This window comes from Bacillus cereus, assembly GCF_002564555.1.
Taxonomy (GTDB): domain Bacteria; phylum Bacillota; class Bacilli; order Bacillales; family Bacillaceae_G; genus Bacillus_A; species Bacillus_A cereus_K.
Map to the genome: position 1 here is coordinate 362,198 of NZ_NUVD01000024.1, position 24,084 is coordinate 386,281.

A 24,084-nucleotide genomic window follows, 5' to 3' on the forward strand; every position below is an offset into this window, starting at 1 on the left:
ATTTGATATCAAAAGTAAATAAAATTTTGTTTAGATGTGATTCAAAATATTAGTTGGATGAAGGTTTAATTTGTTTAAAAAATCAAAAAATATATTGACAACAAAAAGAACAAAGTCCTATAATACGTTTAATAAATAAAAGTTAATTAAGAATATTCCGACTTTATATTTTGTATATGCAAAGAAGAGGAAAGTAGATGATTATGATCGTTTCAGAGAGCTACTCCAAGGCTGTGAGAGTAGTAACTATTGAATCATTGAAAATCACCTCGGAGCATCGCTTGCGAAAGGGAAACTGAGTAGAGAGCGGCGGCATCGTCTCCGGTAAAAGGACGGGGGTCTGGTTGGACCTACAGAGCTTATATTTCGTGAGAAGTGTAAGAAAAGCTGAGTGGTAACGCGAAACTCTCGCCTCAGCAATCAAAGCTACTATTAAGTAGTAGTTGATTGCTGAGGTGAGAGTTTTTATTTTAAAAGTAAGTAAGAGAAAAATGTGTAAGAAGGGATTTGACAAAATGAGAAGTGACATGATTAAAAAAGGTTTTGATAAAGCTCCACATCGTAGTTTATTAAAAGCAACTGGTTTAAAAGATGAAGATTTTGATAAACCATTCATAGCGATTTGTAATTCTTTTATTGAAATTATTCCAGGGCATAAGCACTTGAACGAGTTTGGAAAACTTGTAAAAGAAGCAGTACGTGCGGCAGGCATGGTGCCATTCGAATTTAATACAATTGGAGTAGATGATGGTATTGCGATGGGGCATATAGGGATGCGTTATTCTCTTCCAAGTCGTGAAATTATTGCAGATTCGGTAGAAACTGTTGTAAATGCACATTGGTTTGACGGCATGATTTGTATCCCAAACTGTGACAAGATTACACCTGGTATGATGATGGCGGCTCTTCGTATTAATATTCCAACTGTGTTTGTTTCAGGGGGACCGATGGCAGCTGGGAAAACATCTAAAGGTGAAGTTGTCGATTTGAGTTCTGTTTTTGAAGGGGTAGGAGCCTACCAATCTGGGAAAATTTCAGAAGAAGAATTAAAAGATATTGAAGATCATGGCTGTCCATCTTGTGGCTCTTGTTCTGGTATGTTTACTGCGAACTCTATGAATTGTTTATGTGAAGTGTTAGGTTTAGCACTTCCAGGTAACGGTAGTATTTTAGCAATTGATCCAAGACGTGAAGAGTTAATTAAACAAGCAGCAGAGAAATTGAAAATTTTAATTGAAAGAGATATTAAACCACGCGACATTGTAACAGAAGAAGCAATTGATGATGCTTTTGCGCTTGATATGGCGATGGGAGGATCAACAAATACAGTGTTGCATACATTAGCGCTCGCACAAGAGGCTGGATTAGATTACGATATGAACCGTATTGATGCAGTTTCAAGACGTGTACCACATTTATGTAAAGTAAGCCCTGCTTCTAATTGGCATATGGAAGATATTGATCGTGCAGGTGGGATTAGTGCAATTTTGAAAGAAATGAGCCGAAAAGAAGGGGTACTGCACCTTGATCGTATAACTGCTACTGGGCAAACATTAAGAGAAAACATTGCGCATGCAGAGATTAAAGATAAGGAAGTTATTCATTCTCTCGAAAACCCTCATAGTGAAGAAGGGGGCCTACGTATATTAAAGGGCAACCTTGCGAAAGACGGAGCGGTTATTAAAAGCGGAGCAACCGAAGTAAAACGATTTGAAGGACCTTGCGTTATTTTTAATTCACAAGATGAGGCGCTCGCCGGCATTATGCTTGGGAAAGTGAGAAAAGGAGATGTAGTTGTTATTCGTTATGAAGGACCAAGGGGCGGACCAGGAATGCCAGAAATGTTAGCTCCAACGTCAGCAATTGCAGGCATGGGATTAGGTGCTGATGTCGCACTATTAACGGATGGACGTTTTTCAGGTGCATCACGCGGTATTTCAGTAGGACATATTTCACCAGAAGCAGCTGCTGGAGGAACGATTGCACTTCTTGAACAAGGGGATATGGTTTGTATTGACGTTGAAGAACGCTTGCTAGAAGTAAGAGTGAGTGATGAGGAATTAGAAAAGCGTAAAAAAGAATGGAAACGACCAGAACCGAAAGTAAAGACTGGGTGGCTTGGACGTTATGCACAAATGGTAACATCGGCGAATACAGGGGCTGTTCTGAAAATCCCGAATTTTGATTGAGCCAATTTAAAAGAGATGAGGAATGATGTGAGATGGTGCAAAATGTAAAGGAGAGAGTGAAGATTGAAGATATCCTTATGGCTCATAATTGTATGAAGGATATCGTCATAAAAACGCCATTGCAACGAGATAAGGTTTTGTCTGAAAAATATGAATGTGAAGTGTATATTAAGCGAGAAGATTTGCAAGTAATTCGTTCTTTCAAAATTCGTGGTGCATACAATTTAATTCAAAGCTTGTCAAAAGATCAATTGCAAAATGGTGTTGTATGTGCAAGTGCTGGTAATCATGCACAAGGAGTTGCATATACGTGCAATTTATTAAATATTCCATCGAAAATCTTTATGCCAACAACAACACCAAAACAGAAAGTATCACAAGTTCAATTTTTTGGTGGTAGTTTTGCAGAAATCATATTAGTTGGTGATACATTTGATAGTGCTTTCCAAGAGGCGCAGCGCTATTGTGAGGAAAATAGGATGACATTTGTGCATCCATTTGATGATCCGTATGTGATTGCAGGGCAAGGAACGGTAGCTGTGGAAATTATGCATGATATGGATAAGGCAGTTGATTATCTCTTTACCGCAATTGGCGGTGGTGGATTAGCCTCGGGTACTGGTATATATGTAAAGGGAGTAAGTCCAGCTACAAAAGTAATTGGTGTAGAGCCGTTGGGAGCTGCATCTATGAAAGAGGCTTTTCTTCAAAATGAAAATGTTGCATTAGAGAAAATTGATAGCTTTGTTGATGGAGCGGCTGTAAAAAAAGTAGGGAAATTAACTTTTGAAACTTGTAAAGACGTACTCGATGATATCGTATTAGTTCCAGAAGGGAAAATTTGTACAACAATTTTAGAGCTATACAAGAAAAATGCGATTGTAGCAGAGCCTGCGGGTGCACTCTCTATTGCAGCACTTGATCTATACAAGGATGAAATAAAAGGAAAAACAGTTGTATGTACATTAAGTGGGGGAAATAATGATATTGATAGAATGCAAGAAATGAAAGAACGTTCGCTCATTTATGAAGGATTAAAGCATTACTTCATCATTGAATTCCCGCAGCGTTCTGGAGCCTTAAGAGAGTTCCTGGATAAGGGATTAGGCCCAGAAGATGATATTACTCGCTTTGAGTACATTAAGAAACATAATAAAGAAAATGGGCCAGCGTTAGTCGGTGTAGAATTAAAACATAAAGAGGATTATGAGCAATTAATTACCCGTTTTAAAGAAAATAATATTCAATTTATGGAGCTTAATAAAAATCCTGTTTTGTTTGATTTGCTTATTTAATAGAAGGAAAAAGTTAGAATCCAATTGTAATTAAAATAAAAAAGATAGATACAAGCGGAGGAAAATAATGCTTGTTCTATCTTTTTTATAGTTAAGCTAAATACTCACCATATTCAAGCAGTAGAAAGCTAGCTAACCAAAAAAATATTGCAATACGAATGATTACGTACATAGTAAATTCAAAGGGAGAAAGCTTTCTCTCTCGCTTTATTTTTTTTAGAAGTCTAACAGAAAAAAAGGAACATAAAAGCAGAACTGCTATAGACATTTTATATACGTTTTCTATGAGACTTATATTTTCTAATAAGTCTTTCAGCATATTCATCACCTATTCCGTAATGTAAGTTACAGAGAAATGGATCTCGCGCTGTTTAGTTGCGTTTGTTAATTATTTTCCCAGTATCATCAATCTCTACATCAGTTGAAACTGTTTGTAAATATTGTAGTGCCTTTTTCTTTTCTTCTTCACTTACAGGAGAAACTTGGTTGTTACGAATGATGTAAGGGTTAAAGGACATTTGGACATCTTCCCCTTTAAATGTTAAGGTCAATACGCCTGTTTCGGCACTCTTTCCATTTACATAACTCGGGAATAAAAAATTACCTAACGAGTATGCGATAGGAACTTTATTATAATACTCAAATCCTTGTAGCCAATGCGGATGACTTCCGACAATAGCGTCAGCCCCTGCTTCAACCATTTTAGGTACATATTGTTTTTGGTATTCTACCGGACGATTTGATTTTTCAACGCCCCAATGCATATAGACGATTACATAATCAGCATCTTGCTTTTGTTCTTTAATTGTTTTTGTTACAAGATCTAGATCATATCCGTTTGCAACACCAGGTTTATTGTCACCAGCTACCCAAGTAAAGTCAGGCATAAATCGAACGAAGGAAAGGAATTTGAATTTTTTTCCTTTTACAGTTATTTCTTGCGCTGTATATGCATCTTTTGCATTTTTTCCGGCCCCAATGTAAGGGAGCTTTAATTTTTCTACGTGAGAGATAGTATCTAATAATCCATCCTGTCCATAATCGAGTGTATGGTTATTCCCAATGTTCACGATGTCATATCCAGTGTTTTTAATTGCTTGTAGTGTAGATGGATCACTTTTAATCCAAAATTGTTGCCCAGGTACTTTCTTTTCTCTCGTTGTAAATGCTGACTCTAAATTGACAAAAGAAATATCAGCTTTTGTTATTTCTTCTTTTACATGTTGGAATGGATAATCTGCTCCATTTTTTTCGATTATAGGACGCAATTGCCAATCGAACATTGTATCACCAGAGAAGGTGAGTGTAATCTCGGGATCTTCTACTTTCTTATCACTTGTTGAAGCTGTTTTGCTCGATGTGTTTTTAAAATCTGGTTTGTCTTTCGCTTTTGAAATAAAAGAGTAGTTGATTAATAAAACAATAGGTGTAATGAAAATGGCTATTAACAGAAATCGTTTTAATAAAGTTTTCATAGATACCTTCCCTTTTGATTTTATCCCGCAATTAGGTTGGCAATGAATCTACTAAAAGGAAGTTGCCGAAACATATATTTGCAAAGAAATAGCGGGTTATAGCAGTGGAAATTGTTTGTTAATATTCTCAATATTAAGTTAACATATAGGTAACCTGTAAATCAATGTATAAACCAAAATATAGAAATAAAGAATTCGAAAGGTGAAGAATGAGAAATGGTTATATTAGGAGCAGTTGTAAATGGGATTTGTATTATATTTGGTACTTTACTTGGTAAATTATTTAGTGCGATTCCAGAAAGTATGAAAGGGACGATCATGCATGCAATTGGTTTAGCGGTTACTGTGCTTGGACTTCAAATGGCATTAAAAAGTGAAAATTTTCTTGTTGTGATACTAAGTTTAGTAATTGGTACGGTAATCGGAGAATGGTTGCGATTAGAAGAAAAGTTAAAACTATTAGGGGATTGGCTAGAAAATAAAGTTGGATCGAAGGGGAAAGGAAGCATATCAGAAGGTTTTGTAACAGCTACTTTAATTTTTGCAATTGGCGCGATGGGGATACTTGGTGCATTGGACAGTGGTATTCGCGGAAATCATAATATTTTATTTACAAAGGCGATTATCGATGGATTCATTTCTATTATATTAACGACAACTCTAGGGATTGGCGTAGTATTTTCAGCGATTCCAGTTATTTTATATGAGGGAGGTATTGCGATTTTTGCAACACAAATTAATAGTGTTGTCCCAAAAGAATTAATGAATCAATTTATAGTGGAAATGACAGCTACGGGAGGGATTATGATATCTGCTATCGGATTAAACTTACTGGGTGTTATTAAAATTAAGGTTGCAAATTTACTTCCAGGGATATTGGTAGTTGGGATAATTGTTTCTATTATTTATGGTTATGATTCGATACTAAGCCATTAGGAGAAGAGACATATGGAGGAATTTCAATTTACAAAACGTGTGCATAAAATATTTGAGGTTGCTGCAGAAGAGACTAAGTATAATATAATTCAACCAATGCATCTGTTCATCGGTATGTGTAAAGAAGGTACCGGAGTTTGTGGTGAGTTATATATGTATTTGTTTCGTAACGTGGGTACGGATTTTGTAGAAGAACATTTGTTACAAAACCAATTTGATTTAAATGATCAAGAGTATATAAAAATAGGACAATATAAATTATCTTATAAGACAATAGAAATTTTACAAATCGCGAAGAAACGTATGGAACGTTTTCGGCAAGTATTAATAAATGAAGGGCATGTTTTATATGCGATTTTTCAAGTGAACAAATTTATTAATAGGGTTTTAAGTGAAAATGCACAGAAAATGCTATTACGTATTACAGCTGAGCCAAGAGATTTAGCGGTTGATTTAAAAAACTTTGTTCCGATTTATAATAATTTAGTTTGTACTATTAGAAGAGCTAGTTCTTCAGATTTTGAAAGATTATCAAGTTTTGTTAAGGATGAATTTGGAGAACGCTGGTTACATTCGATAGACTATGGATTTCGAACATATGAAGAAAATTTACCTATTTATATAGCAGAACAAGAAGAAGTGATAGTAGGTTTCGCTTGTTACGATGTAGTGAGGGGAAAGAAAGGATTATTTGGTCCGATGGGGACAGCGAAACAAAATCGTGTGAGAGGTGTAGGGAAGGAATTGTTGCACCATTGTTTATACAATATGAAGCAAGATGGGTATGAATATGCAATTATTGGACAAGCGGGTCCGATTGAATTTTATGAGAGAAGTTGTCATGCGCGTTTAATACCGATAGAAGATAATTGACCAACTCCATATTTGGGAGTTGGTTTTATTGTGAAAATAATGTGGAATTCAAGTGGTTTTTGCTAGGAAATATCGGGTTTAGTAATTAATATTACGTATAAATCAAATTACTAAACTTTTTACAAAAAAAGGTGTAGAATGGGTATCGAATGAAAGAAGGTGTGAAAATGGCCAGCTGGAAACGGAACTTAATGATTTGTTGGCTAGGTTGTTTTACCACTGCAGCCGGTATGAGTTTAGTAATTCCTTTTTTATCTTTTTATATTGAGGAATTAGGGGTGACTGGCACTTCTAGTATTGCACAGTGGTCGGGACTTGCATTTGGTGTAACATTTCTGATGGGTGCGATTGTATCACCGATATGGGGAAAACTTGGTGATATACATGGACGGAAATTGATGCTTATTCGTGCTAGCCTTGGTATGGCGATTATTATGACGCTTATGGGTTTTGTAACGGATGTGTATCAACTTGTCGCACTAAGATTTTTGATGGGAGCAGTATCTGGTTTCCTTTCAACGGCGATGACATTTATTGCTGCTGAAACTCCGAAAGAGCATTCAGGTTGGGCGATTTCCACAATTTCAACTGGTGGCGTGAGCGGTTCGTTACTTGGGCCATTACTTGGAGGCTATTTGTCTGAGTTAATTGGAATGCGCCATGTCTTTCTTGTTACAGGAGCTTTTTTATTTCTTTCCTTTCTCATCGTCTTTTTCTTCCTACATGAAGAAAATCATTCTGCCAAGGCAAAAAAAGCACAGCCGAAAAAAGTATGGACGATGGTCCCAGCTAAGAATTTAATTATTAGTTTATTTGTCACAACATTTATTATTCAACTTGCGAATATGTCAATTCAACCGATTATTACATTGTATGTAAAGAATTTGGAAGGACCAGGAACATCTCATATCGAAATGATTGCAGGGGCAGTCATGTCTGCGACAGGATTAGCAGTTATTTTGACAGCGCCAAGAATTGGAAGATTATCAGATCATATCGGTCCTCAAAAAACGTTAGTAGTAGCATTGTTTGCTGCAGGAATTATCTTTATTCCGCAAGCCTTTGTAACCTCAGCGTGGCAACTATTAATTCTTCGCTTTTTATTGGGTATCGCACAAGCAGGATTATTACCTTCCGTACAAACTCTACTAAAACAACATACACCAACCCATGTTACGGGACGCATATTTGGGTATAATCAGTCGTTTCAATTTTTAGGAAATATGATTGGTCCAGTGCTTGGGGGACAAATTGCAGCTCATGCAGGCTTCCAATATGTTTTCTTCTCTACATCATCACTATTGTTTATTGCGTGTATTTGGGTTTATTTTCATAATAAGAACGAAGAGGCATCAGAGAAGCAACATTTGGAAGTTAGTTAACTAAGTGAATGAAAAAGAAAAAAGATGAAGCAACGATTGCTTCATCTTTTTTCTTTAAAATTGGAGACAAAGATAACTTAACGTACCGAGCTCGTAACTACGGTGAATGACTTCTCCGTTATTCTCACCACTGCCCATAGCGATAAATAAAGGAACAAAATGCTCTGCTCTTGGTACTGCTAATTGCGCATGAGGAGCATTTTTCTCCCAATTAAACAATGCATCTTTATTGTTAACCTGCATATGTTTAATAATCCAATCATCAAATTCAATTGCCCATTTTTCAGGTGTGGTTTGATTCCATTTCAGTGCTCGTAAATTATGAACGGTAACACCGCTGCCGATTACTAAAATATCTTCTTGTCCAAGTCCTTTTAGTGCTTCTCCAATTTCAAACTGTTCTTTTGCAGGAAGGAATGGATTTACTGATATTTGTACGACAGGAATATTTGCTTCTGGATACATGCGATGCAGGAGTGTCCATGAGCCATGATCTAAACCTCTCGTCATATTATGATGGACTGGAATGCCATTGTTTTTAAATTTTGTTTCTAGCATAGAGGCAATGCTAGAAGAACCTTTCGCAGGATACTTGATTTCGTATAACTCAGGAGGGAAGCCTCCAAAATCATAAATTGTTTCATATTCGTTATCTGAAGAGGAAATCGTTAATATTTCACTTTCCCAGTGAGCGGTGAAAATAACAATTGCTTTCGGCTTATATGTTTCTCCAAGCGTTTTTAAAAAGCGTGTATAATCTGTATCTTGAATAGCAAGCATCGGTGAACCATGTGCTAAAAATAGTGATGGCATCATAGTAGAAACCTCCTAAAAATATATTAATTACTTTATGTAAGTAACTATATAATTTTATTTTAAATTCGTCAACATATTAGTTTAAGAGCTAATGGGAAAAGTGCGTCATTTGTCATAATGAAAGCAATTGCATATAATACATAGTAAGAATAATGAATAGATATTCATTTTTTTAGAGATACATAATAGATTTGGGGGCTGACGAAATGAACGTACAGGAAAGTTTCGTTACGGCATTGGATGGATCGGAAATTTATTTGCGTAAGTGGTTACCAGAAGAAAATCCGCGAGGGATTATTCAAATTGCACATGGTATGACAGAACATGCAGGTGTTTATACAGAATTTATTGATGCTTTATTAGGTGCAGGATATGGTGTTTATGCTCATGATCATAAAGGGCATGGAAGAACAGTAAAAAGAGAAGAAGACTATGGTCATTTTGAAGCGAATATAGGGTGGAATCAAGTTGTATCTGATGTTATCTTTGTTTCGGAAATGATAAAAGAAGAACAGACATGTCCATTGTTTTTACTTGGTCATAGTATGGGATCTTTCTTATCAAGACGCGCTGTACAACTTAGAGGTGAACTATATGATGGATTTCTTATTTCAGGAACTGGTGGAAATCCAGGACTTTTAGGAAGTATTGGTCATAAAGTAGCAACAATCGAAATGAAACTACGCGGAGCAAAAACGAAAAGCCCGATGTTAAATTTCTTATCTTTCGGAAACTTTAACTCAAACTTTAAGCCAAATCGTACAAAATTTGATTGGTTATCTTCAGATAATGATCAAGTTGATAAATATATTGCGGATCCGTTATGTGGATTCATTTGTACGACAAGTTTTTATCGAGAATTATTTTCTGGTGTATTAGAAGTAAATAAACTAGAAGAATACAAGAAGACACCAACCAATCTTCCAATACATATTTTCTCAGGGGATCGTGATCCTGTTGGGGATATGGGGAAAGGTGTAAAAGAAGTATATGAAAATTATAAAAAATGTGGTGTGAAAGATGTAACACTGCGTCTATATGAAAATGGAAGACATGAAATGTTCCATGAAGTGAATAGAGAAGAAGTATTTCAAGATTTGATTTCATGGTTAGATGAGCATATTGTATAAGAAAAAACCTCACTTCATGCTGAAGTGAGGTTTTTTGAAAAACTGGAGGAATGGTTATGAGTGAATTTGTAAATAAAGAATATGTAGAAATAGATTTTCAAGATGTTAAGAATAATTTCTAATCAAACTTTTTATACAGCAACAGATGGTCGTTCATAATAGTAGTATAATAGTGAATGAGGTGTTAATAGTATGGAAGATAAAACATTAGGCTTACTACTAGATGTTGTTGGTGAATTATTTTCAGATGAAATTTCAATTGCCGTTTCGAATACGAAAGAATATATCTACTATCGGCCAAGTAAAAGAATTGATTTAAAGATTAGCGTCGGCGATCCTATAAAGGAAGGAACGATTGCCCATAAAGCAATGGTGACGAAGCAAAAAGCCTCTGAGTTTATTAATCGAGATGTTTTTGGTATTCCTTATCATGGAATGGCCGTACCATTTTCAAATAACGGGAAAATTGAAGGTTGCGTGACGGCAATTTATCCGGCCTTAACGGATGGAAAGTCAGTCGTTACTTTAAAAACAACAGACGGATGGATTCCGGTTTCTTTTTCAAAGGTCATGTATTTAGAGGCGAAAGATAAAAAGACGTATGTGAATTCAGAAGAATTATCAGGAACACATAAATATTCTCTGCAAGAATTCGAATACTTACTTCCTAAGGATTCATTTATTAGATGCCATCGTTCATTTATTGTAAATGTAAATCATATTAAGGCGATATATCCTGATACTCATTCTACTTTTTTACTTTCAATGGATAATGGTGAGAGGGTACCAGTTAGTCAATCATACGCTAGTTATTTTCGTAAGCTTTTAGGATTCTAGATTTTTCTGCTTTAGAACCTAGATTCGCTGCTCTGTCTAAATTTTCGGCATTGTATACTGAAATCCCTATTTTGATGGTGTTAATGTGTAAAATAATTATGAATATTCAATGGGAGAGGGATTACATATGGAGAATAATTTGGATAGAATCAGAGATCAACGCCTGAAAGATCGGGTAGTTACACCTGAAGAAGCAGCTTCATGGATTCAAAGTGGAATGACTTTAGGCTTAAGTGGGTTTACACGTGCAGGTGATGTGAAAGCTGTCCCATTTGCGCTGGTAAACCGAGTTAAGAATGATAAATCTTTTAAAGTAAATGTTTATACTGGGGCCTCTTTAGGTTCGGATGTAGATAAATTATTTGCTGAGGCAGGAATTTTAGGGAAAAGATTGCCTTTCCAAGCCGATGCGACTATGCGAAAAGGAATTAATAATGGAGACTTTTTATTTGTAGATCAACACTTGTCTCATACAGCAGAGTTACTCCGAGCTGACGTTATGGATATAGATTTCGCTATTTTGGAAGCGGTTGCGATTACTGAGGATGGAATGATTATTCCATCTACTTCAATTGGAAATTCCTTAGCATTTTCCTTAAATGCTAAGTCCATTATTATTGAAATGAATATGGCTCAATCTACACAATTAGAAGGGCTGCATGATTTATATGAACCAGGTAAACAAGGGGATAGGCTTCCAATTCCAATTGTGAAAACAGATGATCGAATTGGAACAATCGGTATTCCGATTGATGTTGAAAAAGTGAAGGGGATTGTGTTTACGAACCAACTGGACTCGCCATCGACAATTGTTCCCCCGGATGAAGAAACTGTTATTATGGCACAGCATTTAATAGAGTTCCTGCGAAAAGAAGTAAAAGTAGGCCGATTAACAAATAGTTTAGCACCGTTACAATCGGGAATTGGTTCAGTGGCCAATGCAGTCCTACACGGAATGCTAGATTCGGAGTTTGAAGATTTAGAAGTGTATTCTGAGGTTTTACAGGATGCGGTCTTTGATCTTATGGATGCTGGCAAAGTTCATTTTGCTTCCTGCTGCTCGATCACGCTTTCTGAAGAGAAGATGCAACAAGTATTTTCCAACTTTGAAAAATATCGTGACAAATTAATGATGCGCCCGCAAGAGATTTCTAATCATCCTGAAATCATTCGCCGCCTTGGATTAATTTCGATTAATACGGCTTTAGAATTAGATATATACGGAAATGTCAACTCTACTCATGTTTTAGGTACAAAAATGATGAATGGTATTGGTGGTTCTGGTGATTTTGCAAGAAATGCACGCTTAGCTATCTTTGTTACTAAATCCATTGCGAAAGGCGGTAACATTTCAAGTATCGTTCCTTTCGTCTCTCATGTAGACCATACGGAACACGATGTTGATGTTATCGTTACTGAACAAGGATATGCTGACTTAAGAGGGTTGGCGCCAAGAGAAAGAGTAGAACTCATTATTGAGAACTGCGCACATCCAGTGTATCGTGACCAGCTACGAGCTTATTACGAAGAAGCACAAACAAGAGGCGGACAAACCCCTCATGTTTTAGAAAAAGCTTTTTCTTGGCATACGAATTATGCTAAAAATGGAACAATGCTTGAAGCGGTAGTAGAAACTGTATAGGTGTGTATGATAAGAAATAGTAAAACGAGTGATGGAGTTTGAAGTTCACTACAATATGTTATAAATATAAAGTGCCCAAGAGGGTTAAATTTAGAAAAAGAACGCTAATTTTTAGGGATGTGAACTGCACCCCAATTGTTAGACACAGTCTAACAATTGGAGGTGCAGTTTTTCTTTGGCTCTGTTAAAGGTAAATGTTGATATTTGCAGTAACGAAACCACTAAACACAATATAGAAGAGTTTCTCCTATCGTCATTTGTGTATGAAATGATCGATACGTATGAAAGCTTACGTTTAGCGTGTAATTGTTCATTCTTATACACCAAAAAATAATTACCGTTTACTTTTTAAAATGGTAAAATCATAGTTGGAGGTGTAATTATGGGAAAATTCAGTGTATTGTCAATAGTCCTTATGTTTATAGGACTATTATTATTCGGATTAAATTGGATAATAGATGGCTATTCTGAACCGATTGTCCTTTTTAGTTTTATTTCTTTCTTAGTTGGAAGTGTACTAAGTCTTATAGCAGTTGCTAAACGGGAAAAAGGAACGCTAAAATTCATATCCCTTATTTCTGTCTTCGTTGTGATGTTTTTAATTACTTGGTTTGAACCATTTCAGGTACTTCGAATTATTACTTGGTTAAAAAATGTCTATTAATAGTAGAGGAAGCTGAGAATGGATAATGTGAAGGAAAAGACAACAAAAAATTAATATTATCTTTTGACTCTTAATCTTTAATGAGTTACTATAATGGTGGTAACTCATTAAAGGGAACTTCATAGAGTTGAAAGGGGAAATACTTTTGAAAACAGCTTATGTAAGCGCTACTATTGTAACGATGAATGAACGAAATGAAGTAATTGATAATGGATATATCATTGTAGAAGATGATCGAATTATAGAAGTAAATAACGGGAAAATCCCTTCACATCATGAAGTGGATGAAGTCGTTGATATGAAAGGGAAATGGCTTTTACCCGGGCTTGTCAATACACATACACACGTTGTAATGAGCCTTTTAAGAGGTATTGGCGATGATATGTTATTACAGCCATGGCTTGAGACTAGAATTTGGCCACTTGAAAGCCAGTTTACTCCAGAGCTTGCAGTTGCTAGTACGGAATTAGGATTACTTGAAATGGTGAAAAGTGGTACAACAACATTCTCAGATATGTTTAATCCAATTGGAGTAGATCAAGATGCAATTATGGAAACGGTGTCAAAAAGCGGAATGCGAGCTGCTGTTTCAAGAACTTTATTTAGCTTTGGAACGAAAGAAGATGAAAAGAAAGCAATCGAAGAAGCTGAGAAGTATGTGAAGCGCTACTATAAAGAAAGTGGAATGTTAACTACGATGGTTGCACCACATAGCCCATATACATGTTCTACAGAATTGTTAGAAGAGTGCGCACGTATTGCAGTAGAAAATCAAACGATGGTTCATATTCATCTTTCGGAAACAGAGCGTGAAGTACGTGATATTGAAGTGCAGTACGGAAAACGTCCGGTAGAATATGCAGAGAGTTGTGGATTGTTTAAACGTCCAACAGTCATTGCTCATGGTGTAGTATTAAATGAAGATGAGCGTGCTTTCTTAGCGGAACATGATGTTCGAGTAGCTCATAATCCGAATAGTAATTTAAAACTAGGTTCTGGTATAGCGAATGTAAAAGCGATGCTAGAAGCAGGAATGAAAGTAGGAATAGCAACAGATAGTGTGGCGTCTAACAATAATTTAGATATGTTTGAAGAACTGCGCGTTGCAACTTTATTACAAAAAGGTATTCATCAAGATGCAACAGCACTGCCAGTTGAAACAGCCCTTTCTCTTGCGACAAAAGGAGCTGCGGAAGTAATTGGCATGAAACAAACGGGATCACTTGAGGTTGGAAAGTGTGCCGATTTTATTACGATTGATCCGTCTAATAAGCCGCATTTACAACCAGCAGATGAAGTGCTATCACACCTTGTATATGCTGCTAGTGGAAAAGATATAAGTGATGTAATTATTAACGGTAAACGTGTTGTTTGGAATGGTGAATGTAAAACATTAGATGAAGAGCGTATTATATTCGAAGCAAGTCGTTATAAACGAGGTTTACAAAGATAAGTATTTACATGTCAGTTGAAAAAGCTATCCTTTTTAAAAAAGGATAGCTTTTTTGAACGAATAAATATTCAATAGAATGTCGCGTCTTTCTGTTAGTATTTCTGATATAATATATTACGCTTTATAATATTTTATATGTAAGGAGAACAAGTGATGAAGCGAAAAAAGAGCCGTTTAATGGTAATGGTACTTGTTACATCTTTATTTTTAACAGCTTGTAATAATAAAGCGAATAAAAGTGATACAGAGACTAAAAAACAAGTGTTAAATGTAACAGTATCAGAAGAAATTCCTTCTCTTGATACTGCGAAAACGATGGATGGTACATCAGCACACATTATGCAAAACATATTTGAAGGATTGTATGTGCTAGATGATCAAGATCAGCCTATTCCAGCAGTAGCAAAATCGTTTACAAGAAGTGAAGATGGTAAAAAATATACATTTGAATTGCGTAAAGATGCAAAATGGTCAAATGGAGATAATGTAACAGCAAATGATTTTATGTTTGCGTGGAAACGTGCAGTTAATCCACAAATGGCATCACAATATGCATACATGCTCTTTCAGGTGAAAAATGCGAAAGAAATAAATAAGGGAACAATGCCACTTGATGAACTTGGGGTTAAAGTCATAAATGATTATAAGTTAGAAGTTGAACTCGAACAGCCGATTCCATATTTCTTACAGTTATTAGCTTTACCCATATACTTACCACAGCATGAATCATTTTTGAAAGAACAAGAGGGCAATTACGGACTTGAACCTAGTAATCTCATATACAATGGCCCATTCGTGTTAGAAAAATGGAAGCATGAACAAGAGTTTCAATTGAAGAAAAATGATATATACTGGGATCAAAAGAAAGTGAAGTTAGACGAAATAAACTTTCATATTGTAAAAGACACAATGACGGCTGTAAATTTATATGAAGCCGGTGATTTGGACCGAGTACCTGTTAATTCACAAGTTGTAGACAAGTATAAAGAGAATAAGGAATTACATATGTCGAGTGATCCTGGAATTGCGATGCTCCGTTTTAACGAAAAAAATAATGCACTAGCAAATAAAAAAGTACGTCAGTCTATCTCATTAGCGTTAAATAAAGAAGATTTTGTTGCTCACTTTATTAATAACGGGGCAAAACCTGCAAGTGGACTTGTACCAGTTGGTCATGTGAATGAAAAGACTGGAAAAGATTTTAGAAAAGAGAACGGAGATATTTCTTCATATGATTTACAAAATGCGCAAAAGGTTTGGGAAGAAGCGAAAAAAGAACTTGGAGTAGAACAAATAAGCCTCGAGTTTTTAACGTTTGAACAGGATAACGCAAAACGTATGGCGGAATATATAAAAGGTGACTTAGAAAAGAATTTGCAGGGATTAACGATACAAATTAAACAACAGCCGTTTAAACAAAAGTTACAACTAGAACAAACAGGCGATTACGATATATCTATGGTAAATTGGGGACCTGATTATAAAGATCCAATTAGTTATTTAGAGCTATTTACGACGAGTAATCCAAATAATAAAATGAGTTACTCCAATTCTCGTTACGATGAATTAATAAAGAAGGCGAAAAATGAGCTAGTATTAGATCAAGAAAAACGCTGGGAAGCTCTGCAAGAGGCTGAACGTATTCTATTAGAGGACGCCGCAATAGCACCGCTTTATCACATTGGCTCAGCTTATGTACAAAAGGACTATGTAAAAGGAATTGAAAAGCATCAATTTGGTGGCGTGTATACGTATAAAAATGCTTATATTGATAAGAAGTAAATAAAAAACCTTACTTTTAAAAGAATAGTCATTGACTATTCTTTTATTTATTACCTCGGTATTTTACATGAAACTCGTTACAGAAGAGGGTTTTCAAAACAAGAGTAAACATATTCTTTATATTCAGCTAAGTGGCGAACAACAACAACGTGTAGCAATTGCTAGGGCACTATCTTACAATGTTGATTTACTTATGGCTGATGAACCAACAGCACATACCCTTTACTATTTCTATAGTCTTACTCAAATAAACGATATTCCGTAAAGTCTTGATGGTGATGGACGGGACCAAAATTAAAATTTTTTAAACCTAATTGGACTTACCATTAAGAGAGCGAGGATTAATGTAATCCATGCATTGCTATATGAAAACAATGCCATACCAGCCAATGGTAATCCAGCAGCTGGAATAGGTAATCCCTTAAAATATCCAACGGTTGGTTTAACACTAAATTTAGCTAATCTTAAAGCACCCATCGTTGGGAAAAGGATAAATGCCAAAGAAGTTAAAACAGATGGTGTCGCTATCGAATGAAATAAAAGTGCAGGAGCAACCCCGAAACTAACAATATCAGCTAAGGAATCTAATTCTACACCAAACTCACTGTTCACTTTTAATTTTCTCGCAATCCTTCCATCAAAAAAATCAAAAACAGCTGAAAAGAAAATGAAAATAGAGGCTACTTCCAAATAGTCATTCATATTCATAGTAATTGAAAAAACACCGCATAATAAATTTCCAATCGTAAATAAATTCGGTATAGCTTTTACCGTCTGATTGAACAAGGTTGTCCCCCCTAAGTTGATTAAACTTCACATTTATGTAGCATTTTCTATATATTCTTCCGTTATTCTTAAAAATATATGACCACTGTATGCTAAGTAAATTTCAACAAGAGAAAAATCGATTTCCTGTCCGTTAATAAGGATTCTACTAGCGCTATTTTTGCGGATCATATGCATAAACTTGTTAAAAAAGAAGTTGTAAATGGTGTTATTATTACAGAACCAGATAAACATGGAACGCATATCTCACGTATTGACCTTACTTTTACAAAGCAAGATGGAAAGCTGCTTTTAAAAGATAAAACAGCTACCGTTATACCTGAAAAACACCTTACTTTTAAAAGTAAGGTGTTTTTATACATAAATTCTATTAAATAGATTTTAATAAAGAATAAAAATTCGTATCATATGGGATATCATCTTGATACATATAGTTTTTTAGAACACCTTCTTTTTCAAAACCTAATTTTATTAGCACTTTATTTGAAGCCTCGTTTTCAAGAAAGACAATTGCTCCAATCCGTTTTAAATGAATCGTGTGGAATCCATATGATATAACTTCAGAAACTGCCTCAGTAGCATATCCATTTCCCCAGTGTTCAGGCAAAAAGGCATAACTAATATTTGCTCGTTTATGCTCAGAAGACCAATCGTGAAAACCAATCGTTCCAATGATCCCTTTCTTGTCTTTTAATTCGATACCCCATTTAATGCCGCTTCTTGCGTTGTAACTCACCTTAAAATTATTAAGGATTTGTTTTACTTGATCTAAATTTTGTAATGGTTTTTGGCCATAATGACGCAATACCTCGGTATTAGAAAAGCAATGTAATATACTTGGTGCATCTTCTTCAGTAAGTTCTCTTAAAATAAGTCGCTCAGTTTTTAATAAAGGAAACATGTTTTCACTCCTGTTCAAATGAAACTAGAATGTATTTGTTATTATATAATTTAATCTGAAAATAAAGATTATTCAAGGTGTAATGAAGTTATTGTCTTGAAATAAACTATAGAATTTATTTTGAATAGGTGTTGGGATGTGAAGAGGATCGAAAGTTTTCTTAAAAAGAGTTTATAGGGCTAATACAAATAATGAATTGAAAAAGGGTATTCCAAGTTTAATTTGGAATACCCTTTTTCATTACCCTACAAATGTCTGATACAGTAAGAAAATATTTAAAACGATAACAAGTGCAGCGATTAACCAAGCCATGAATGTTGTGATGCGGTGGTTAACGAGTGCGCCCATAATCTTCTTATTACTTGTAAACATAATAAGTGGTACTAATGCAAAAGCAATACCGAATGATAAGACAACTTGGCTCATAACGAGAGCGTAAGTTGGATTTACGCCTAAAGCGATAATAACGAGAGGCGGAATCATTGTAATAAATCGGCGTAAATATAACGGGATATGCATTCGAATGAATCCTTGCATAATAATATCACCTGACATTGTACCGACAGAAGAGCTAGATAATCCCGCTGATAAGAGTCCAATTCCGAATAAAGCAGCGGATGCTGGGCCGACTAAGTTGCTAAATTGGTTAAAAGCAACATCAAGGTCTTCAACGTGCAAGCCATTTTTAAAGAATAGTGCAGCAGCTACAATTAACATACTTGCGTTAATTGCTCCAGCGATAATCATTGCGATAATAATATCGATGAATTCGAAACGGAAAATCTTTTTCTTTTGTTCGTCATTTGTTCCGACTACGCGGCGCTGCGTTAAGGCGGAATGTAAATAGATTGCGTGTGGCATTACTGTCGCCCCTAAAATTCCAGCTGCTAAAAGTATGCTATCTACACCTTGGAATTTTGGAGTAAATAGTCCTGAAAGAAGAGGGCTTAATTCCGGTTTTGCGTAAAAGACTTGTATACCAAAAGCGATAACAACGATAAAAATCATCCCTGTAATAATAGCTTCTAACGGTCGAAAGCCTCTACGTTGAAATTCAAGAATAATAAAGGATCCAACCGCTGTAATTAAAGCGGCAGGTAACATTGGAATTCCAAATAATAAGTACAATCCGAGTGCTGCTCCGATAAATTCAGCTAAATCTGTAGCCATAATTACAAGCTCACCTTGTATCCATAAACCGATGGAAACTGGTTTTGGGAAGTTTTCACGAGCAACTTCAGGAAGATTTCTCCCAGTAGCAATTCCTAATTTGGCTGATAAAGTTTGGATTAATACAGCCATTAGATTAGAAGCGAGTATTACCCAAAGTAATAAATACCCATATTGTGATCCAGCCGCGATATTGGTAGCGAAGTTCCCGGGATCAATATAAGCAACTGATGCGATAAAAGCAGGTCCTAAAAATGGTAACAGTCTTTTTAACCCTTTTGTTTGTCCGCTTAACGCTAAATGGGCGGATTGAACTGTTGTACTTTGAGAAGGGACTTGTTCATCTTTTGATATATCCTTATTCATAGTAGTATTCCCCTTTGAAATCTTAACTTGATGAAATTATTGTATTTATTATTACTTATTATTTCAATACATTTAAATATATTATATGTCAATTTCATTTGAACATAAAAGTTTCCTTAATGCAAATTATATGACTTTGCGCAATAAATGGTGTGGAAATACAAAAAAGTTTTGGGAGTTTATGGTCGCTGAATAAAGGAAAAGATAATAAATTAGAGGGTTGTTTTTGAAATTTATGTGAACATACAGCCTATATTACAGCATATTAATTGATGGAAATGAAATTGTATGATATATAATATATTGGGATTACAACTTAACCGTAGTGTTTTGTTCTGTAATCTTGTTTTTATTTCTGTTAACTTATAGAAAAAATTGTAAATAGAAGAAAATAGGCTAAGTACAATTTTGTATATATTTTCTTATTATATATGTTTTGATATGAACGTTAACTTATACATGATTTTAAAATTTAGATAGGTGGTAGAAATACATTGGCAACTACAAAACCATATAGAGTATTACTATATTACATGTACACAACAATTGAAAACCCAGAAGAATTCGCTGAACAGCATTTAGCATTTTGTAATTCACTTGAGTTAAAAGGAAGAATCCTTGTAGCAAAAGAGGGAATTAACGGAACTTGTTCGGGAACTGTTGAACAAACTGAGAAATACATGGAAGCAATGAACAATGATCCACGCTTTGATGGAATCGTGTTTAAAATAGATGAAGAAGAAGGGCATGCATTCAAAAAAATGCACGTACGTCCTCGTCCAGAGTTAGTTACACTTCGTCTAGAAGACGACATTAACCCACACGAAATTACTGGGAAGTATTTAGAACCAAAAGATTTTTATGAAGCAATGAAACAAGAAGATACAGTTATCATTGATGCGCGAAATGATTATGAATTTGATTTAGGTCACTTCAAAGGTGCAATTAAACCAGATATTGAATCATTCCGTGAATTACCAGATTGGATTAGAGAAAACAAAGAAACACTTGAAGGTAAAAAGATTTTAACGTACTGTACAGGCGGAATTCGTTGTGAGAAGTTCTCTGGTTGGTTAGTTCGTGAAGGGTACGAAGATGTAAGTCAGCTTCACGGCGGAATTGTAACGTACGGAAAAGACCCAGAAGTACAAGGTGAACTTTGGGATGGTCAATGTTACGTGTTCGATGAGCGTATCGCTGTACCAGTAAACCAAAAAGAACATGTTATTGTTGGTAAAGACCACTTTACAGGTGAACCTTGTGAGCGCTATGTAAACTGTTCAAATCCAGAATGTAATAAGAAGATTTTATGTTCTGAAGAAAACGAAGCGAAATATTTACGTGCATGTTCTCATGAGTGTCGTGTAAGCCCACGTAACCGCTACGTAATACAACATGAATTAACTGAAGAGCAAGTAGCTGCTGCATTAGAGAAGATCGAAGCAGGAAAATAAGTATAATAGAAAACAGATGGTAGCACCGTGCTGCCATCTGTTTTTTACTTTGTATCATCTTTCTCCTTCACAGCAGACAGCACAGTTTGTTTTACCCATGCTTTTCTTCTTCTATGCTGTATACCCCATTGATACAACCCTTGCGCACCTAGAATAAGTGAAATGATTATACCGCTAAGCGCTATTAAAAGAGCAAAAAATTCAAGAGGTGATGATATTTTGTTTGAATCGGTATTCTTTAAAAGGTCAATCATAGTAAAACCTAACATTTGGCCTACTACAGAATAGAGCGTTAAAATTAATAATAGAAGGCTATCTTTTTTAGAGGCGACATTTTCTTGGTATTTAAATAAGCTATCAAGGTTTTGTTTAGCGTTTGAGTATAGTATTTCGATGTTAAAAAGCTTTCTTAAACGAAAGAATATATCTTCACTTTGTGATTGAGATACTAATTCTAAAGAAAAGTAATTTGCTGTAAATGAATTAATAGAGTAGATTAACTTCTCTATCTCGTTTGTATCTTGTTCAATATTTAGCTCGGCATAAGCGTTTGCCATCTTTAATAAAACAACTTTATGAAATAAGTTTAATAATAGAGCGTAATAAAATTCCCCGTACATTTGACTAGCAAGTTTCGCGATTTCTTGTTCATCTTCATTAGTTATACATGTGAAAATATGTTCTTCCATTATGAAATAACGATTAGGAGCCCACCTTTGATAGGCGTGTTGCTTTAAATAATCATGAATATAAGGTAAGTTATTTGCGCTCACATAGGGTTTGCCATCACTTGTTAATCCAGAAAGACTGGAAGTACGATAAACATCAATTACATTAAGTTCCATATCTTCTTTTAGAGATAGTAAAGTTTGAACGTACATTCTTTGGTCTTCGAAGAAAGGGAAGGTTTGAAAGTATGAACTTCTTAATCTTTTCTTCTCAAAGAAGTCTGTTAAACCGTTAAATAAATAACCCAAAATGAACTTTTCAACTTGTGAATATCTTTTTCCGTTACATTCTATGCAAATGTTCTCATCCTTTTCATTTCTTGTTTCAAGTACACGGAATCGTGCAGCGAATTCTATTGCTTCTGATAATGTCATATTTGGAGTAATATTAACTTCAGTTCGAATTGTTAGGAATCCAAGTTCATAAGGGCATAGTGTTACATCGATTGAATGCACTGTGAACGGGACGGAGATAAGATTTGTTGTTAAGTGTCCATTTAAATTAAGATCTTTAGAATGGCGCTGTAGTCCTTTTTGATGTTCTGAATGAGGAAAAAGAATTTTATTTGTAAATGAAAGATAGTATGCTTCCATATTTTGATGTGAAACTTTAAATTTCCCGTAATATGTATTTTCATCTTCAAGATGGTCGAGCCGGAAAGGATGAAAATCATTTTTTTGTAAGAAAGGGAACATATTTTGTTCATATCCAGTTTTAAACGAGAACGGGAATATAAATTGAAATATAGCTGTTGTTACATCTTTTTCTTCGATTGTTTGTATTGCCTCCATTTACATTGTTTCCTTTCCATATAAGCTATAAAAACAACATGCCCAAATTAGCTTGAAAATAACCTCTCTTTTTCACTAGATTAAGAATGAAAATTCAACTTATTTGACAGGGGACATGTATAATATTATGTATACTAAAGCTAGTATAATTATGTTATGAAAAGGGGGATTAGTATGCGTATTTTAGTATTAGGAGCTGGAGGCGTGGGGGGCTTTTTTGGTGGCCGATTAGTAGAAAAAGGAGAGGATGTTACGTTTCTCGTCCGCAGCAGAAGAAAACAGCAATTAGAGGAAAAAGGACTTATTATTCGTAGTGTTAACGGGGATTTTTCATTTCAACCGAAATTGATAACGAAAGAAGATACTGCTTCTCCATTTGATGTAATTTTATTCTCAACAAAAGCGTATCACCTAAACGAGGCAATAACAGATTTGAAACCATTTGTAGGTGAGAATACAGTTATAATCCCGTTATTGAATGGTATCGCTCATGTATCACTATTACAAAAGGAATTCGGCGGGGAAAAAGTAATTGGAGGTTTATGTTTTATTGAGACGACGTTAAACGATCAAGGAGAAATTGTACAAACTAGTGCTGCCAACAGACTTGTATTTGGGGAAATAAATCCTCAAGCTTCAGGAAGAATAAAGCTTATTTCTAAAGCATTTGCAGATACAAAAGCCAGTTTTGTCTTAAGTGAAAATATTACGCAAGATATGTGGCATAAATATTTGTTTATTACTGTAATGTCGGGTGTGACAACATTAATGCGTGCACCAATTGGTCCGATTCGTGAAAGCGAAGGTGGTCGTGATTTTATCCGAAACTTATTTGAAGAATCCATGCAAATCATGAGGGCATTTGGAGCTCCAGTGAAGGATAATATTGCCCAGGAACATATGAAAACAATTGATAAAATTTCGTATGATATGAAGTCATCGATGCAGCGTGATATGGAAAAAGGTTCGTTTATTGAAGGGAAGCACTTACAAGGATACTTACTGGATGTAGCAGAGCAATTTTCTATAGAAGCACCATTATTAGGCGCTGTATATCAAAATTTAAAGGTGTATGAAGAGATAAGCTTTGGTAAGGCTTTAATTGAATTAGATGTATGAAAAAACAAAAAAGATAGCAANNTTGCTATCTTTTTTGTTTTTGTATGACAAATTATTTGTTTCTTTTCGTTCTATCTGTCAAATTTATTTCCTGTTCACGTTTACCGTATAACTGATTAATTTCATTTGCTACTGCATCTAAATATGAATCGGAAAAAATAGGCTTCTTTTCTTTAGACATATGGGTCTCCTTTGCGGATTTTTTAGTATTCATTATGTATATTTATCGGTGGATTATACGCAATCATTTTAATTATTTTCTTTTTGAAAATTTTTGTTTACTTTTTGAAAATA

General features: G+C 35.1%; 21 protein-coding genes, 2 pseudogenes and 1 other annotated feature. Of the genes and pseudogenes, 15 read left to right on the forward strand and 8 right to left on the reverse strand.

Translation table 11 applies throughout. The features are described from left to right. The first annotated feature begins 172 nt into the window (after nt 1-172). Nucleotides 173-419: a binding site (T-box leader), on the forward strand. Nucleotides 420-515: 96 nt separating this feature from the next. Next, the gene (gene ilvD, locus COI75_RS16455) at nt 516-2,189 is read left to right on the forward strand and encodes a dihydroxy-acid dehydratase (RefSeq protein ID WP_001255826.1); all 1,674 of its coding nucleotides are present in this window, start codon (nt 516-518) and stop codon (nt 2,187-2,189) included. A 32-nt stretch (nt 2,190-2,221) separates the two neighbouring features. Further along, a complete protein-coding gene (ilvA, locus tag COI75_RS16460; protein ID WP_000250551.1) occupies nt 2,222-3,484 on the forward strand; it encodes a threonine ammonia-lyase IlvA in 1,263 nt (420 codons plus the stop codon). 91 nt (nt 3,485-3,575) lie between these two features. Here the strand turns inward: ilvA and COI75_RS16465 are convergent, their stop codons facing one another. Beyond that, nucleotides 3,576-3,803 (reverse strand): hypothetical protein, encoded by a 228-nt coding sequence (locus COI75_RS16465; RefSeq protein WP_000910219.1) that lies wholly within the window; start codon nt 3,801-3,803, stop codon nt 3,576-3,578. A 52-nt stretch (nt 3,804-3,855) separates the two neighbouring features. Further along, the gene (locus COI75_RS16470) at nt 3,856-4,959 is read right to left on the reverse strand and encodes a CapA family protein (RefSeq protein WP_000854549.1); all 1,104 of its coding nucleotides are present in this window, start codon (nt 4,957-4,959) and stop codon (nt 3,856-3,858) included. Nucleotides 4,960-5,175: 216 nt separating this feature from the next. Here COI75_RS16470 and COI75_RS16475 point away from each other — a divergent pair, with 216 nt between their 5' ends. From COI75_RS16475 to COI75_RS16485, 3 genes are all read left to right on the forward strand, one after another. Then, complete coding sequence (locus COI75_RS16475; protein ID WP_000236013.1) at nt 5,176-5,895, forward strand: DUF554 domain-containing protein; 720 nt, start codon at nt 5,176-5,178, stop codon at nt 5,893-5,895. Between the two features lie 12 nt (nt 5,896-5,907). Beyond that, nucleotides 5,908-6,768, forward strand: coding sequence for a GNAT family N-acetyltransferase (locus COI75_RS16480; RefSeq protein ID WP_000390841.1), 861 nt, complete (start codon nt 5,908-5,910; stop codon nt 6,766-6,768). 167 nt (nt 6,769-6,935) lie between these two features. Next, nucleotides 6,936-8,150, forward strand: a complete 1,215-nt coding sequence (locus tag COI75_RS16485) for a multidrug efflux MFS transporter (RefSeq protein ID WP_098448472.1) — start codon at nt 6,936-6,938, stop codon at nt 8,148-8,150. A gap of 54 nt (nt 8,151-8,204) precedes the next feature. Here the strand turns inward: COI75_RS16485 and COI75_RS16490 are convergent, their stop codons facing one another. Then, nucleotides 8,205-8,966 (reverse strand): DODA-type extradiol aromatic ring-opening family dioxygenase, encoded by a 762-nt coding sequence (locus tag COI75_RS16490; protein ID WP_000982889.1) that lies wholly within the window; start codon nt 8,964-8,966, stop codon nt 8,205-8,207. A 191-nt stretch (nt 8,967-9,157) separates the two neighbouring features. Between COI75_RS16490 and COI75_RS16495 the strand changes: the two genes are divergently transcribed. From COI75_RS16495 to COI75_RS27340, 7 genes and pseudogenes are all read left to right on the forward strand, one after another. Next, nucleotides 9,158-10,096: an alpha/beta hydrolase gene (locus COI75_RS16495; protein WP_141530710.1), complete on the forward strand. Its 939-nt coding sequence runs from the start codon at nt 9,158-9,160 to the stop codon at nt 10,094-10,096. A gap of 192 nt (nt 10,097-10,288) precedes the next feature. Beyond that, complete coding sequence (locus COI75_RS16500) at nt 10,289-10,933, forward strand: LytTR family DNA-binding domain-containing protein (RefSeq protein WP_000389710.1); 645 nt, start codon at nt 10,289-10,291, stop codon at nt 10,931-10,933. Nucleotides 10,934-11,060: 127 nt separating this feature from the next. Further along, the gene (locus COI75_RS16505) at nt 11,061-12,575 is read left to right on the forward strand and encodes an acetyl-CoA hydrolase/transferase family protein (protein ID WP_000429826.1); all 1,515 of its coding nucleotides are present in this window, start codon (nt 11,061-11,063) and stop codon (nt 12,573-12,575) included. Between the two features lie 382 nt (nt 12,576-12,957). After that, on the forward strand, nt 12,958-13,239 hold the full coding sequence (locus tag COI75_RS16510) for a hypothetical protein (protein ID WP_000514629.1): 282 nt from the start codon (nt 12,958-12,960) through the stop codon (nt 13,237-13,239). Between the two features lie 127 nt (nt 13,240-13,366). Next, a complete protein-coding gene (locus COI75_RS16515) occupies nt 13,367-14,692 on the forward strand; it encodes a bifunctional S-methyl-5'-thioadenosine deaminase/S-adenosylhomocysteine deaminase (RefSeq protein WP_002095756.1) in 1,326 nt (441 codons plus the stop codon). Nucleotides 14,693-14,845: 153 nt separating this feature from the next. Continuing rightward, entirely contained in the window at nt 14,846-16,474 is a 1,629-nt protein-coding gene (locus COI75_RS16520; protein ID WP_098448473.1) for a peptide ABC transporter substrate-binding protein, read from the forward strand. 100 nt (nt 16,475-16,574) lie between these two features. Next, a pseudogene (locus tag COI75_RS27340) lies at nt 16,575-16,691 on the forward strand (ATP-binding cassette domain-containing protein); the annotation flags it as partial. A 77-nt stretch (nt 16,692-16,768) separates the two neighbouring features. On the opposite strand, the gene pssA reads toward COI75_RS27340, so the two are convergent. Next, nucleotides 16,769-17,260 carry a CDP-diacylglycerol--serine O-phosphatidyltransferase gene (gene pssA / locus COI75_RS16530; RefSeq protein WP_000483167.1) on the reverse strand — a complete coding sequence of 164 codons (492 nt, stop codon included), beginning with the start codon at nt 17,258-17,260 and terminating at the stop codon, nt 16,769-16,771. Nucleotides 17,261-17,410: 150 nt separating this feature from the next. Between pssA and COI75_RS16535 the strand changes: the two are divergent. Next, nucleotides 17,411-17,590 (forward strand): annotated as a pseudogene (locus COI75_RS16535) (metallophosphoesterase); the annotation flags it as partial. 40 nt (nt 17,591-17,630) lie between these two features. Here COI75_RS16535 and COI75_RS16540 read toward each other — a convergent pair. After that, nucleotides 17,631-18,161, reverse strand: a complete 531-nt coding sequence (locus tag COI75_RS16540) for a GNAT family N-acetyltransferase (protein WP_000484227.1) — start codon at nt 18,159-18,161, stop codon at nt 17,631-17,633. A 240-nt stretch (nt 18,162-18,401) separates the two neighbouring features. Further along, nucleotides 18,402-19,697 carry an Nramp family divalent metal transporter gene (locus COI75_RS16545; RefSeq protein WP_001030671.1) on the reverse strand — a complete coding sequence of 432 codons (1,296 nt, stop codon included), beginning with the start codon at nt 19,695-19,697 and terminating at the stop codon, nt 18,402-18,404. 494 nt (nt 19,698-20,191) lie between these two features. Between COI75_RS16545 and trhO the strand changes: the two genes are divergently transcribed. Continuing rightward, nucleotides 20,192-21,151: an oxygen-dependent tRNA uridine(34) hydroxylase TrhO gene (gene trhO, locus COI75_RS16550; RefSeq protein ID WP_000246240.1), complete on the forward strand. Its 960-nt coding sequence runs from the start codon at nt 20,192-20,194 to the stop codon at nt 21,149-21,151. A gap of 44 nt (nt 21,152-21,195) precedes the next feature. Here trhO and COI75_RS16555 read toward each other — a convergent pair whose 3' ends face one another. After that, nucleotides 21,196-22,671 carry a hypothetical protein gene (locus tag COI75_RS16555; RefSeq protein ID WP_098448474.1) on the reverse strand — a complete coding sequence of 492 codons (1,476 nt, stop codon included), beginning with the start codon at nt 22,669-22,671 and terminating at the stop codon, nt 21,196-21,198. Between the two features lie 174 nt (nt 22,672-22,845). On the opposite strand from COI75_RS16555, the gene panE reads away from it, so the two are divergent. Next, entirely contained in the window at nt 22,846-23,790 is a 945-nt protein-coding gene (gene panE / locus COI75_RS16560) for a 2-dehydropantoate 2-reductase (RefSeq protein ID WP_098448475.1), read from the forward strand. A gap of 52 nt (nt 23,791-23,842) precedes the next feature. On the opposite strand, the gene COI75_RS27345 is transcribed toward panE, so the two are convergent. Beyond that, a complete protein-coding gene (locus tag COI75_RS27345; protein ID WP_000031873.1) occupies nt 23,843-23,971 on the reverse strand; it encodes a hypothetical protein in 129 nt (42 codons plus the stop codon). Nucleotides 23,972-24,084: the final 113 nt, after the last annotated feature.